Raw genomic sequence first — 13,176 nt, forward strand, 5'->3', positions numbered from 1 at the left:
CGCAGTCCCATCTTTATGCCTCCCTGATCATTAAGTTAATACCGTCGCGGATGATCTGCTGAATCTCGATCTTCGAGGGATCGACGAACTCGCACAGCGCGAAGTCCTCTTCCGTGACTTCGTAAATGCCGAGGTTTTCCATCTTGTCGATGTCGCCGGCGAGGCAGGCCTTCAGGAGATACATCGGATAGATGTCCATCGGCAGGTACTGCTCGTAGAGCCCCGTCACGACGAACGGGCGTTCGCCGCCGTTCAGGTTGGTGTCGAGATCGTAAGCTTTCTTCGGGCAGATCCACGAGAAGTAGGCGCGCGATACGGAGAACTTCCCGAAACGGGGCAGCGCCCAGCCCAGCAGTTCGTACTTGTCGCCCTCGGGGATTGCAGTCAGCTGATTGGCGTAGAAGGCGACAAAACCGTCGGCCGGGGTCTTCGTGCCCGTGAGCACATTGCCCGAAATGATGCGGACATGGTCGCCCTCCTTCTGTTTCTTGACATTGCCTTTGAGGATCGAGTCGACCTTGGCGCCCGCAACGACGCGGACGTACTGCGGACGCTCGATCTCCGAGCCAGCTACGGCGATAATCTTCGTCATGTCGACACGGCCGTCGTTGAACAGGCGGCCGATGATGGCCAGATCCTGGATATTGACCGTCCACACCACTTCGCCCTTGTTTACGGGATCTACGTGGTGAATCTGCACACCGACGTTGCCGACGGGGTGTTTTCCGGCAAAGGTGTGCAGCTCGGCGCCCTTGAGCGAAGACATCTGGCCTTCGGCCTTGGCGCGCACCGAGAGGTGCACTTTACCCGGGGTGAGCTTGCGCATCACGTCGATACCCGTCTGGAGGTTCTTCTGTTCGGCCTTGAGGACGAAGTTGTAGTCCGGGGCCAGCGGTGCGGAGTCGAAGGCGGAGATGAAGACCGCTTTCGGCGTGTCGCTGGGATCGGCAATAATGCCGTAAGGACGCTGCACGATCATCGGCCAAAGGCCCGACCGGAGCAGCAGTTCGACGATCTGGTCGCGCGAAGCCGACCCGAGGTCGGTCTTCGGAAACTCCTCGTACTCCTGGGTGGCGTCGGGAGTCACCGTCACGCTGAGAATCTTGCGTTTCTCACCGCGGTTGACGGCGGCCACCGTGCCGCTGACGGGCGACGTGAAAAGCACACGTTCGTTGGTCTTGTTGAAGAACAACGGCGTGCCGGCTTTCACCCGATCCCCCTCCTTAACCAGCAGCTTGGGAGTCACGCCCTCGAAATCGAGGGGCGAGAGGGCATACTCCGAAGCCTGCGGTGCATCCGCGAGCGACTCCTGGGGTTTGCCCACCAGATTGATGTCTAAACCCTTGCGTAGTGTAATGATTTTCGACATGGTTAATGATTTTGATTGTTATGTTTGGAATTTAAGTTCGGCTGTTAGTGTACTAACAATTAATTCGCGTGCGAAAGTACAAATTTTTTCCCGAAATTCCCTATGCATAAACCATTATTTCTTAAATTTACTTAAGATTTAAAACGGCTGCTTTCGGGTCAAAATAAGAATCTTTCGAATGCTTGCGATCCGAAAGAATAACGGAAGAATCCGGGACAAAAACGACCGCCGGAAAGTCTGCCGGAGAGACGACGGCCGGACGGCCGGGTCCGGCGTTAAAAAATTGGCCCCAAATTCGCAATGCTCCCGTTAAAATTCCTAAATTTGCCTGCGCTATGCTCCCCTATGTCAACATACACACCCATCGCCCGACCGGTTCGGGAATCGAACTCCGTACGGAGGGAATACACCCTTGGAATGCTGACATGCAGGATATTGCGACGCTCGGCGAACGCTTAGGCGAGGCGCAGGCCATCGGCGAAACAGGGCTGGATTTCGTACGCGGCGCCGACCGCGCAACTCAGTTGGAGGCCCTGCGCGCCCAGCTCCGGCTGGCCCGTGAGCGAAACCTGCCCGTAGTGCTCCATTGCGTAAAGGCTTTCGAACCCCTGATGCGCGAACTGGCAGCATGCAGCCCGCGTGCCGTAATCTTCCACGGATTCATCGGTTCGCCCGAGCAGGCCCGCAAAGCGCTGGCAAAAGGGTATTACCTCTCGTTCGGGGAACGGGCGTTCGCTTCGCCCAAGACCCTCGCGGCGCTGCGCGAAACACCCCTGTCGCAGCTTTTCCTCGAAACGGACGACAGCCCTGTCCCGATCGAAGACGTATACGTCCGTGCGGCGGGAGCAAAAGGTGTTACGACGGAGGTGCTGCAACAGGCGACACTGGAAAACTACAAACGGATATTCGGATAACTACATGGACAACTGGCTGGAAAGAACGGATTTACTGCTCGGCGGAGAGAAACTGGGCCTCCTGAAAAATGCCCGCGTGCTCGTGGTCGGACTGGGCGGCGTAGGAGCCTATGCCGCGGAGATGATCGCCCGGGCGGGCGTGGGCCGCATGACCATCGCCGACGCAGACGTGGTGAACGTCACCAATATCAACCGCCAGTTAGTGGCCCTCCACTCGACCATCGGCCGGTCGAAAGCCGACGTGCTGGCCGAGCGCCTGCGCGACATCAATCCCGGGATCGAACTCACGGTGGTCAACAAATATATCAAGGACGAGGAGACCTATATCCTGCTCGACGCCGCACGGTACGACTACGTAGTGGACGCCATCGACACCCTTTCCCCCAAGCTGGCGCTGATCGCCGCCGCACTGGAACGGGGCCTGCCGATCGTCAGTTCGATGGGCGCCGGGGCCAAGACCGACCCCACGAAACTCGAAATCGCCGATATTTCGAAAACCCACCACTGCCCGCTGGCCCACATGCTGCGCAAGCGGCTCCACAAAATAGGCATCCGCAAGGGTTTCCGGGCCGTATTCTCGCCCGAGCCGATGCGCGAGGGGGCGATGATCCTCTGCGAAGAGCAGAACAAGAAGTCGAACGTCGGGACGATCTCCTACATCCCGGCGCTTTTCGGCATCGGATGCGCATCGGTGGTGATCCGCGGTCTGATCGGGGAACTGGAATAACCGACCTCCGATTACCGGCTACATTCTTCGAAAGGCATCAAGGGCGCAGCCGGGGCCGAAAATAAAATAACGAACTACAAATAACTGACAATAATCATGGAAGCAAATATTGTTTTTCTGGACGAATCGAGCCTCGGAAGCGCCGACCTCGCACCGCTCCGGGCATTGGGCAGCTACACGGGCTACCCGGCCACCCGCCGCGAAGAGGTGCTCGACCGCTGCCGCGAAGCCGACATCGTAATCACCAACAAAGTACCTTTCCACCGCGAAACCATGCAGGCCCTGCCCCGGCTGCGGCTGATCTGCATTGCGGCGACGGGCATGAACCACATCGACCTCGAAGCCGCCGCCGAACTGGGCGTCACGGTAAAAAATGCCGTGGGTTACTCGACACACGCCGTTACGGAAACCACCATCGGCGCGGCAATCGGACTCCGCCGCCAAATTCTCTATTACGACCGTTACGTCAAGGCGCAGTACGCTGCGAGCGGACAGCAGTTCCACTACGGACCCGCCACCCACCAGCTTTATGGTTCGAAGTGGGGCATCGTCGGCATGGGCAACATCGGCCGCAACGTGGCCCGCATTGCCGAGGCACTGGGATGCGAAGTCCGTTACACCTCCACCTCGGGCATTGCCCGCCGGGAGGACTACCCCGCCCTGCCGCTCGGCGAACTGCTGGCATGGGCCGACGTGGTGTCGATCCACGCCCCGCTCACCGAAAAGACCCGCGGACTGATCGGCGCACGCGAACTGGCGCAGATGAAACCCTCGGCCATCCTGATCAACGTGGCGCGCGGCGGCATCGTCGACGAAGCGGCGCTGGCCGAAGCCCTCGACAACGACCGGCTGGCCGGAGCCGGACTGGACGTTTTCGCCCACGAACCGATCGAACCGGGAAACCCGCTGCTCGCGCTGCGCAATCCCGACCGCCTGCTGCTCTCGCCTCATAATGCCTGGTCTGCCATCGAGTCGCTCAAAGTACTCGTAGACTGCATCGCGCAAAATATCAAGGACTTCTACACCCAAACCCCTAACTGACAAATGGCCCAACCCGAACCCAACCTCACTGTCGTCATCCCGGTCCACAATGCAGCGCGCTACCTCGGCACATGCGTGGAAAGCCTGATGGAGCAGAGTTACACCGATTTCGAACTGATTTTGGTCGAAAACGGCTCGTCAGATGATTCGCGGGAATGCTGCACTCGTTATACCGCAAAATACCCCGGGCGTATCCGGACCCGGACGCTGGATGAAGCGTCGGTATCCGCAGCCCGCAACGCCGGCATCGACGACGCCCGCGGACGTTTCATCACCTTCATGGATGCCGACGACTGGGCCGAAAAGGAATTCCTGGCCGAGTTTTTCCGCGGTCACACCCCGCAGCCCGACATGGTCGTTATACAGGGTATCCGGCTCGACTTCTCCGAAGCTGAGCCGCCCGGACCGGACCAGATACTGTTCGGTTACGACGATGCCGCCTTCACCATCGGGGACAATTCCACCGCGGCCATTGGCCAGCGATTCCTACAAGACGGATGCAGTGTCTGCAAACTCTACCACACAGAAACGCTTCGCCGCCTCGGAATCCGCTTTATCGAGCACCTCTGCTCCCGCGAAGACCATCTCTTCTTTTTCACCTGCATCAGCCGGATGCAGTCGGTCGTCTGGCGCAGCGGCATCTACATGCACTATATGCGCCGTGACCGGAACACACTCAGCACAAGGCCTATGCCGGCCTGGAAACTCATCGATGCCGCCGAACGGCTGGATCGCTTCATACCGCAACTGGCCGAACGTTTCGGCATCGAGGACAAGGCATATCTGTTCGCCCTGCGGCAGAGCCTGGTCCGGGATACGCTGCTCCGGGCGGTGAACAACATCCGTTTCAGCAACCGCAGGAAGGTCCTCGAAGCAATCGCTGCGCGCCCGGAACTGTTCGGCGCAGAAACCTATACGCCCCGCTACCACCCACTGCTGAAACGCACTTTACTGGACTGTATTTTACGGGGAGGATTACCCTGCACACTACTTTATTTCCGAATCGCGCTGCGCAGATCGTCCCTGCGCCTGCGCGGACGTTTTAATGCCTGAACCATGGACCGCAAACAACCTGTTTTCGATTTTCTCGACGCCCACGGCATCCGATACGAGTGGTACGAACACCCCGAAGCCCCGACCATCGAAATAGCCCGTCAATGGTGGCGCGACGACGGCTCGAAGCACTGCAAGAACCTCTTTTTCCGCAACCACAAGGGCAACCGCCACTACCTCGTCTCATTCGATTCGGAGCGGTCGCTGGCCATCCACGACCTCGAAGCGCGCCTGCGGCAGGGCAAACTGTCGTTCGCCTCGGAGCAGCGCATGGAACGCTGGCTGGGATTGCGTCCCGGCTCGGTGTCGCCCTTCGGGCTGATCAACGATCCGGACAACCACGTCCACCTGTTCCTCGACGCCAACCTGCGCGACTGCCCCGCCTACTCGTTCCACCCCAACGACAACCGGGCGACGGTAGTCATCCCGCGCGAAGAGTTCCTGAAATACCTCACGGCCGTCGGCAATTCCTACGAATTCATCGAATTATACGAACAGTAAGCCGCTATTTTCTGAGCACAAAACCCATCAAAACGAAAAATATGAAGAAATTATCACTCGTTCTGCTTCTGCTCGCCGGAACGTTTTTCACACTGCAGGCACAACAGAGCACACAGGACATCATCCGCTCTTATCTGAAAAGCGAAGGCTACACCCCGACAACCGACGAGGACGGACATATTGCTTTTAAAGTACAGGGAATTACCTGCTACGCGATCGCAAGAGAGGTCGGGCTCGGCTGCAACGTTGTCCAGGTAACCACAGCTTTCAAGACGGAAATCCCATACGAAAAATTGCTGGAAAAATCGAATGCCTTCAACCGGAACAAATTTATCGCCAAGTGTATAGCTTCCCGGAGTAACCCGGAAAACTACTACTCCATCAGCATGGAGTTCATCTCCGACAACCAGGCGAATACGGAAACCCAAATTGCATATTCCTTGCAACTGATTCCGATATGGGTCGAAGAATTCAAAACAATGGTTGCCGAAGAGTAACAGACGCACATAATCCGTCGCCTGTTCATTCCGAAATGGCCCGGCAAACAAAAAATCCCGCTCTTTCCGAGCGGGATTTTTTCAGGCAGGAAGGGTTTCCTGTTATTTCAGTTCCACCAGGGCTTTTCCCGTCATCTCGGCAGGCTGCTCCAGCCCCATCAATTTCAGCACCGTAGGAGCTACGTCGGCCAGGATGCCGTCGTGCACGGCCTTCACGCGGTCGGAAACCACCACAATGGGCACGGGGTTGAGCGAGTGCGCCGTATTGGGCGTACCGTCGGCATTGACGGCATTGTCGGCGTTGCCATGGTCGGCGATCTGCACAACCTCGTAACCGTTGGCCTTGGCGGCCTCGACAACCTTCGCCACACATTTGTCGACAGCTTTCACGGCCGTCTCGATAGCTTCGTAGATACCCGTGTGGCCTACCATGTCGCCGTTGGCGAAGTTCAGGCAGATGAAATCGAACTTCTGCTCGTTGAGAGCGGCAACCAGTTTGTCAGCCACTTCCGGAGCCGACATTTCGGGCTGGAGGTCGTAGGTAGCCACTTTGGGCGAAGCTACCAGAATCCGCTCCTCGCCTTCGAACTTCTCCTCGCGGCCGCCGTTCAGGAAGAACGTCACATGGGCGTATTTCTCGGTCTCGGCGATGCGCAACTGGCTGAGACCCTGCTTCGAAACGTACTCACCGATGGTGTTGGGCACGTTGTCCTTGTCGAAAAGGATGTGCAGGCCCGTGAACTTGGCATCGTAGGGAGTCATACAGCAGTAGTAAAGCGGCAGGGTGTGCATTCCCTCGGCGGGCATATCCTCCTGCGTCAGCACGACGGTAAGCTCTTTGGCGCGGTCGTTGCGGTAGTTGAAAAAGATGACCAGATCGTTCGGACGGATCATGCCGACAGGCTGTCCGTTCTCGTCGATACGCACGAAAGGCTTGATAAACTCATCCGTAACGCCCTCGTCATAGGACTTCTGGACAGCTTCGACCATGTCCGACGAGCGCTCGCCAACGCCGTTCACCAGCGCGTCGTAAGCGATTTTTACACGCTCCCAGCGCTTGTCGCGGTCCATGGCATAGTAACGGCCGATGACAGTAGCGATTTTGCCCGTCGATGCCGCCATGTGTTTTTCCAGGTCGGCAACGAACCCCTTGCCGCTGCGCGGGTCGGTATCACGGCCGTCCATGAAGCAGTGCACGAAGGTATTTTCAATTTTGTACTCGGCAGCGATGTCGCAGAGTTTGAAGAGGTGTTCCAGCGAGGAGTGCACGCCGCCGTCCGAAACCAGTCCCATGAAATGAACGTTCACGCCGTTCTTTTTGGCGTACTCGAACGCGGCCTTCACCTCGGCGTTCTGCATGATCGAGTTGTCGCGGCAAGCGCGGTTGATCTTCACGAGGTCCTGGTAAACCACGCGGCCGGCCCCGATATTGAGGTGGCCCACCTCCGAGTTACCCATCTGTCCGTCGGGCAGACCGACGTTCTCGCCGTCGGTACGCAGTTCGGCATGGGGATATTTCGCCGTCATGGCCGAAATGTATTCGGGATGTACGGTCGAAATAACGTCCGCTTTATCGTGACGGCCGTTTCCCCAGCCGTCGAGAATCATAAGTAATACCTTGTTATTCATATCTTGCTCTGTTTTAATTACTACCGTTTTATTGCCTCCGGAGGCTGTATTCGTCGCCTGTGGCGCCGTTTACAAGTCTGACCCCATCCCAAACCCTTCCCTCGGGAAGGGCTTATCGCATCGCGACCGGAATGCGGACGGAAACCACACAATTATTTCACCTGCGCCCCGATCAGCTCCACAGCCTTGTCGATGGCGGCCTGCAAGCCGTCGGGATTCTTGCCGCCGGCCGTTGCGAAGAAAGCCTGTCCGCCTCCGCCGCCCTGGATGAGTTTTGCGGCCTCACGTACGACGGCTCCGGCGTTCACGCCGTGGGCCGTGATCTCGTCGCCCAGCATCACCGTCAGCGTCGGCTTCTCCTCCCAGACGGAACCGACGACAAAGACCAGTTTGGGCGAACGCTGCCGCAGGTTGTAGGCCAAATCCTTCACAAAGTCGGGACGGCGATCGGTCTGCGTGGCGAAAACCTGCATGCCGTGACGCTCGGGCGTCGAAGCAGCGATCTTGTCGGCCCACTGGGCCACCTGCTCGCGGCGCATGGACTCGACCTCCTTCGAAAGGGTCTCGTTGCTTTCGAGCATCTTCTTCACAGCCTGCATGATCTGCGGGTTATTGAGGTACTCGGCGATATTGCGCATCGTATCTTCGGCGGCGTAGAGGATCTTCTCGGCCTGCTCGCCCGTAACGGCCTCGATGCGGCGCACGCCGGCCGAAATGGCGCTCTCCGAAAGGATCTTGAAGAGGCCGATATTACCCGTAGCACTGGTGTGCGTACCGCCGCACAGCTCGACCGAAGAGCCGAAACGGACCATGCGGACCTTGTCGCCGTATTTCTCGCCGAAGAGCATCATCGCGCCGCACTTCTCAGCCTCCTCTTTGGTTGCCTCGCGGTTCTCCTCGAGCGGATAGTTGGCGCGGATAGCCCGGTTGACAAGCTGTTCCACTTCGCGCAACTCCTCAGTCGTAACCTTCTGGAAATGCGAGAAGTCGAAGCGCAGGATTTCGGGCGTAACCATCGAACCCTTCTGCTCGACATGCTGACCGAGCACTTTGCGCAAAGCCTCGTGCATGAGGTGCGTAGCGGTATGGTTGTTGGCCGCGGCCTGTCGTTTCTCGGGGTCTACCTTCGCCGTAAACCCGGCCTCGGGATTCTCCGGGAGCTGGTTGACGATGTGGATGATCAGGCCGTTCTCCTTCTCGGTGGCGACGACCGGGATGCGCTCGTTGGCGCTCTCGATAAAGCCGATGTCACCGATCTGGCCACCCGAATTGCCGTAGAACGGCGTACGGTCGAAAACCAGTTGGTAAGAAGTTTTACCCTTCGAGGTAACGCGGCGGTAGCGGGCGATACGGACCTTTTCGGTCAGCGTGTCGTAACCCGTGAAAACGCTCTCGCGGATCGGGAACAACTCCACCCAGTCGTCGGTATCGACGGCGGCGGCGTTGCGCGAACGCTCCTTCTGGGCCTGTAGTTCCTTCTCGAACGCAGCGAGGTCCACACCGACCCCCTGTTCGCGGGCGATCAGTTCCGTCAGGTCGATCGGGAAGCCGAAAGTATCGTAAAGTTCGAAAGCGTCTTTGCCCGAAATGAGCTCCTTGCCTTCGCTTTTGGTCTTGGAAATCACGCCGTCCAGCAGGTTGATACCCGTGGCCAGCGTACGCAGGAAGGAGGATTCCTCCTCCTCGATCACCTTCTCGATCAGCGACTGCTGCGCCTTCAGTTCGGGGAACTGGCCGCCCATCTGCTCGACCAGTCCGGGGACCAGGCGGCAAAGCGCCGGCTCGGTAAAGCCGAGATACGTGTAGCCGTAACGTACGGCGCGGCGCAGGATGCGGCGGATGACATATCCCGCCTTGACGTTCGACGGCAGCTGGCCGTCGGCGATCGAGAACGCAATGGCACGCAGGTGGTCGGCGATCACGCGCATGGCCACATCGGCCTTCTGGTCCTCGCCGTATTTCTTGCCCGACATCGCGGCAATGCGGCCGATGGTGGGCTGGAAAACATCGGTGTCGTAATTCGATTTCTTGCCTTGCAGGATCATGCACAGGCGTTCGAAGCCCATACCCGTATCGACATTGCGCGCGGGCAGGTCCTCCAACGAACCGTTGGCTTTGCGGTTGAACTGCATGAAGACGAGGTTCCAGATTTCGATCACCTGCGGATGGCTCGTGTTGACCATCTCGCGGCCCGGCTTGAGGGCCACCTCCGCTTCGTCGCGCAGGTCGAAGTGAATCTCCGAGCAGGGGCCGCAGGGACCCGTTTCGCCCATCTCCCAGAAGTTGTCGTGCTTGTTGCCGCGGATGATGTGGTCGGCCGGAAGGAACTGGAGCCAGTAGTCGTAAGCCTCCTGGTCGAACGGCACTCCGTCCTCCTGAGAACCTTCGAACACCGTGGCGTACATTCGCTCCGCGGGCAACCCGTAGACATCGTGCAGCAACTCCCAGGCCCATTCGATCGCCTCTTTCTTGAAGTAATCGCCGTAGGACCAGTTGCCCAGCATCTCGAACATCGTGTGGTGGTAGGTGTCGTGGCCGACCTCCTCCAGATCGTTGTGCTTACCCGACACGCGCAGACATTTCTGCGTATCGGCCGCACGCGGATATTTGCGGGGCGCATTGCCCAGGAAAATATCCTTGAACTGGTTCATACCCGCATTGGTGAACATCAGCGTGGGGTCGCCCTTGACGACCATCGGGGCCGAAGGCACGATAACGTGCCCCTTCGACTCGAAGAAGTCGAGAAAAGCCTGGCGAATTTTATTCGATTCCATGATATATTGATTTATCCTATTTTTCCGTTATTCGATTCGGGTTGCAAAATTACACATTTTAAACTAAATTTGCATCTTAGAATCGGTTTAAATTTATTAAATTCATTCTGTTTATGCTCTTTCACCACTCTTTTTTACTCCTGGATTCGTTAAATAGGAACCACTATTCGCCTCATTCAGGAGTAAAAAATAGCAGTAAAATAGCTATAAAATAATTTCGTTAACAAATTTACACAGATTCTTTAAAGGAGATATTTTCCGCGATGGGGCAAAAACGGCACAGATTCGGGACCGAAACTCTTCGGTCCGGCGCAGGAGAACTGACGCACGAGGCGCAGGCTCTCACGCGCGGCGTGGTGACGGCCCCGTTCCGGCTGCGGACCTACCGCCTGATCCGTAAAATCCTGATCGGATTTATTCTCGTGTCGATCGTCAACGTCGTCTTCTCCTATTTTTTCTACACCCCTAAAATGTACCGCATCCTGCGCGACAACCGCGAGACGGTGATCAAATACCGCATCCTGCAGGACCGCATCCGCACCGCCCAACAGCGTGTCGACGAAATCCGCCACCGCGACAATTACGTCTACCGTTCGCTTTTCTCGACCGATACGCTCTCGATCCCGGGCGTGTGGCAGCCCTACCCCGATTCGAAATACGCCTCCCTGGCCGACGACGACTACGCACCGCTGCTGGTCGGGACCTGGCGGCAACTGGACGCACTGGCGCGGATGATCTATCTCGAATCGGTCTCGTTCGACGAGTTGCAGCAATTCTCGAAAAACAAGGAGCAGCTCTCGGCGGCAGTTCCGGCCATCTGGCCCATCGACCGCTCGGCATTGCATAACAACCACATCGGCGCTTTCAGCGCACGCCGCATGCACCCCGTATTGGGTTACATCCGGCCGCACACGGGCATCGACTTCGGCTGCGACCGGGGAACCCCGGTCTACGCCACGGGCGACGCCGTCGTCGAAATCGCTTCGGCCAACAGTTTCAACGGCGGTTACGGCAAGCAGGTACTGCTCAACCACGAATTCGGCTACAAAACGCGCTACGCCCACCTGAGCGAGGTGCTCGTGGAGCCCGGCGAACGCGTTACGCGCGGACAGATCATCGCCCGGACGGGCAATACGGGCCGTTCGACGGGGCCTCACCTCCACTACGAGGTGATCCACAAAGGCGTGCCCGTCAACCCGATCAACTATTTCAACCGCGACATGAGTCCCGAGGAGTACGAACGCCTGATGGAGAACATCCGCGAAACCAATTTCGAAAAGCTCTGACATGGCAGGAAAGAAGGATTTAGAGCGTCTGCGCAGGCGCAAGCGGCGCAAGCAGCGGATTATCCGCGCCACGGTCCACCTCTTCGTGTGGCTGGGCATGGCCGTGCTCTACTACGTGGGCTTCTCGATCTTCTTCGACACGCCGTTCGAATACCAGATGAAGCACTCGACCGACCGCCTGCGCCGCGAATACGAAACGCTGGCCGAACGCTACGACTCGCTGCAAACGGTCCTCGGCAACCTCTCGGAGCGCGACCGGAACGTCTTCCGCATCCTCTTCGAATCGGAGCCTTACGACTTCGACTCGGAGCACGAAAAACGACTGAGTTCGACCTACGAAAAGATCGTGGGCCGTTCGACGCGCCAGCTCAAACGCGAACTGCGCGAAGGCGTGAACGAGATGGAACAGCGGCTCGAGGCGCTCAACGCCTCATACCTCGAGTTGCAGGCGCGCATCGACACGGCGGGCCGCAAATGCGACAACATTCCTTCGATCCAACCCGTGATCAACAAGCAGCTGACGCTGCTCACGGCATCCTACGGCATGCGTATCCACCCCTTCTACAAGACGCTGCAATCGCACCAGGGCGTGGATTACACCATTCCCGAGGGTTCACGCGTCTTCGCCACGGCCGACGGCGTGGTGCGCGACGTGGGGCAGCGCAATTCGACGCAGGGCCAGACCGTGGTGATCGACCACGGCAACGGCTACGAGACCTCGTACAGCCACCTCTCGAAGATCAACGTCCGCAAGGGCCAGACCGTGCGGCGCGGCGACATCATCGCCCTTTCGGGCGATACAGGCCTCTCGCTGGCCCCCCACCTCCATTACGAGGTGCGGCTGGACGGCATGCGCGTCGACCCGATCCACTACTTCTTCATGGAACTGACCCCCACCGAATACCAACGCCTGATGCGCATTGCCCAGACCGGTATGCAATCGTTCGATTAAAACACGGTCGATATGGACAACGAATGGATTCGGAATTTTGGCTTTTCGCACGAAGAGGTCTTTCGGAACGCACAGACGCAACAGGTAATCCGGCACATCCGCGCCACATGGGGCGACGAGCCTGAATTCCTCTGGGAAAAGTTCCCGGAAAACGCAGTCTTCCGGCGGCAGGACAACGCCAAATGGTATGCGGCGCTGCTGACGGTACAATCGGACAAACTGGGCTTCCCGACGGCAGAGCGAATGGAGATCCTCGACATTCGGGCCGATGCGGAAACCATGGCGCGGTCGCTCGACTTCGAGCGTTACTTCCCCGGCTACCACATGAACAAGCGCACGTGGCTCACCGTCCGGTTGGACGGCGTCGTACCCTTTGCGGAGATCGCCGCGCTGATCGCCCGCAGCTACGAACTGGCGGCCAAAAAATAGGATT

12 protein-coding genes are annotated in these 13,176 nt (G+C 58.2%); 9 read left to right on the forward strand and 3 right to left on the reverse strand.

Annotated elements, in window-relative coordinates; translation table 11 throughout:
• Window positions 1-13: 13 nt before the first annotated feature.
• Window positions 14-1,369: a Na(+)-translocating NADH-quinone reductase subunit A gene (locus tag I2E69_RS08320; RefSeq protein ID WP_195460695.1), complete on the reverse strand. Its 1,356-nt coding sequence runs from the start codon at window positions 1,367-1,369 to the stop codon at window positions 14-16.
• Window positions 1,370-1,704: 335 nt separating this feature from the next.
• On the opposite strand from I2E69_RS08320, the gene I2E69_RS08325 reads away from it, so the two are divergent.
• The 6 genes from I2E69_RS08325 (at window position 1,705) to I2E69_RS08350 (ending at window position 6,102) form a co-directional block, all read left to right on the forward strand.
• Window positions 1,705-2,283 carry a TatD family hydrolase gene (locus tag I2E69_RS08325; RefSeq protein ID WP_195460697.1) on the forward strand — a complete coding sequence of 193 codons (579 nt, stop codon included), beginning with the start codon at window positions 1,705-1,707 and terminating at the stop codon, window positions 2,281-2,283.
• A 4-nt stretch (window positions 2,284-2,287) separates the two neighbouring features.
• Entirely contained in the window at window positions 2,288-3,010 is a 723-nt protein-coding gene (locus I2E69_RS08330; protein WP_195460699.1) for a ThiF family adenylyltransferase, read from the forward strand.
• A gap of 96 nt (window positions 3,011-3,106) precedes the next feature.
• Window positions 3,107-4,051, forward strand: coding sequence for an NAD(P)-dependent oxidoreductase (locus tag I2E69_RS08335; RefSeq protein WP_195460701.1), 945 nt, complete (start codon window positions 3,107-3,109; stop codon window positions 4,049-4,051).
• A 3-nt stretch (window positions 4,052-4,054) separates the two neighbouring features.
• Entirely contained in the window at window positions 4,055-5,104 is a 1,050-nt protein-coding gene (locus I2E69_RS08340) for a glycosyltransferase family 2 protein (protein WP_195460703.1), read from the forward strand.
• Window positions 5,105-5,107: 3 nt separating this feature from the next.
• Window positions 5,108-5,605: a prolyl-tRNA synthetase associated domain-containing protein gene (locus tag I2E69_RS08345; RefSeq protein ID WP_195460705.1), complete on the forward strand. Its 498-nt coding sequence runs from the start codon at window positions 5,108-5,110 to the stop codon at window positions 5,603-5,605.
• Window positions 5,606-5,646: 41 nt separating this feature from the next.
• Window positions 5,647-6,102 (forward strand): YbjN domain-containing protein, encoded by a 456-nt coding sequence (locus tag I2E69_RS08350; protein ID WP_195460706.1) that lies wholly within the window; start codon window positions 5,647-5,649, stop codon window positions 6,100-6,102.
• A 102-nt stretch (window positions 6,103-6,204) separates the two neighbouring features.
• Here I2E69_RS08350 and gpmI read toward each other — a convergent pair whose 3' ends face one another.
• On the reverse strand, window positions 6,205-7,731 hold the full coding sequence (gpmI, locus tag I2E69_RS08355) for a 2,3-bisphosphoglycerate-independent phosphoglycerate mutase (RefSeq protein ID WP_195460708.1): 1,527 nt from the start codon (window positions 7,729-7,731) through the stop codon (window positions 6,205-6,207).
• A 152-nt stretch (window positions 7,732-7,883) separates the two neighbouring features.
• Window positions 7,884-10,505: an alanine--tRNA ligase gene (alaS, locus tag I2E69_RS08360; RefSeq protein WP_195460711.1), complete on the reverse strand. Its 2,622-nt coding sequence runs from the start codon at window positions 10,503-10,505 to the stop codon at window positions 7,884-7,886.
• Window positions 10,506-10,768: 263 nt separating this feature from the next.
• On the opposite strand from alaS, the gene I2E69_RS08365 reads away from it, so the two are divergent.
• Genes I2E69_RS08365 through I2E69_RS08375 form a run of 3 tightly spaced genes read left to right on the forward strand, consistent with a single transcriptional unit; the run spans window position 10,769 to window position 13,172 of the window.
• Complete coding sequence (locus I2E69_RS08365) at window positions 10,769-11,791, forward strand: M23 family metallopeptidase (RefSeq protein ID WP_195460713.1); 1,023 nt, start codon at window positions 10,769-10,771, stop codon at window positions 11,789-11,791.
• 1 nt (window position 11,792) lies between these two features.
• Window positions 11,793-12,743 (forward strand): M23 family metallopeptidase, encoded by a 951-nt coding sequence (locus I2E69_RS08370; protein WP_195460715.1) that lies wholly within the window; start codon window positions 11,793-11,795, stop codon window positions 12,741-12,743.
• Window positions 12,744-12,755: 12 nt separating this feature from the next.
• A complete protein-coding gene (locus I2E69_RS08375) occupies window positions 12,756-13,172 on the forward strand; it encodes an MmcQ/YjbR family DNA-binding protein (protein ID WP_195460717.1) in 417 nt (138 codons plus the stop codon).
• Window positions 13,173-13,176: the final 4 nt, after the last annotated feature.

Origin of the sequence: Alistipes sp. D31t1_170403_E11, assembly GCF_015553985.1 — a bacterium.
GTDB classification, from domain to species: Bacteria; Bacteroidota; Bacteroidia; order Bacteroidales; family Rikenellaceae; genus Alistipes; species Alistipes montrealensis.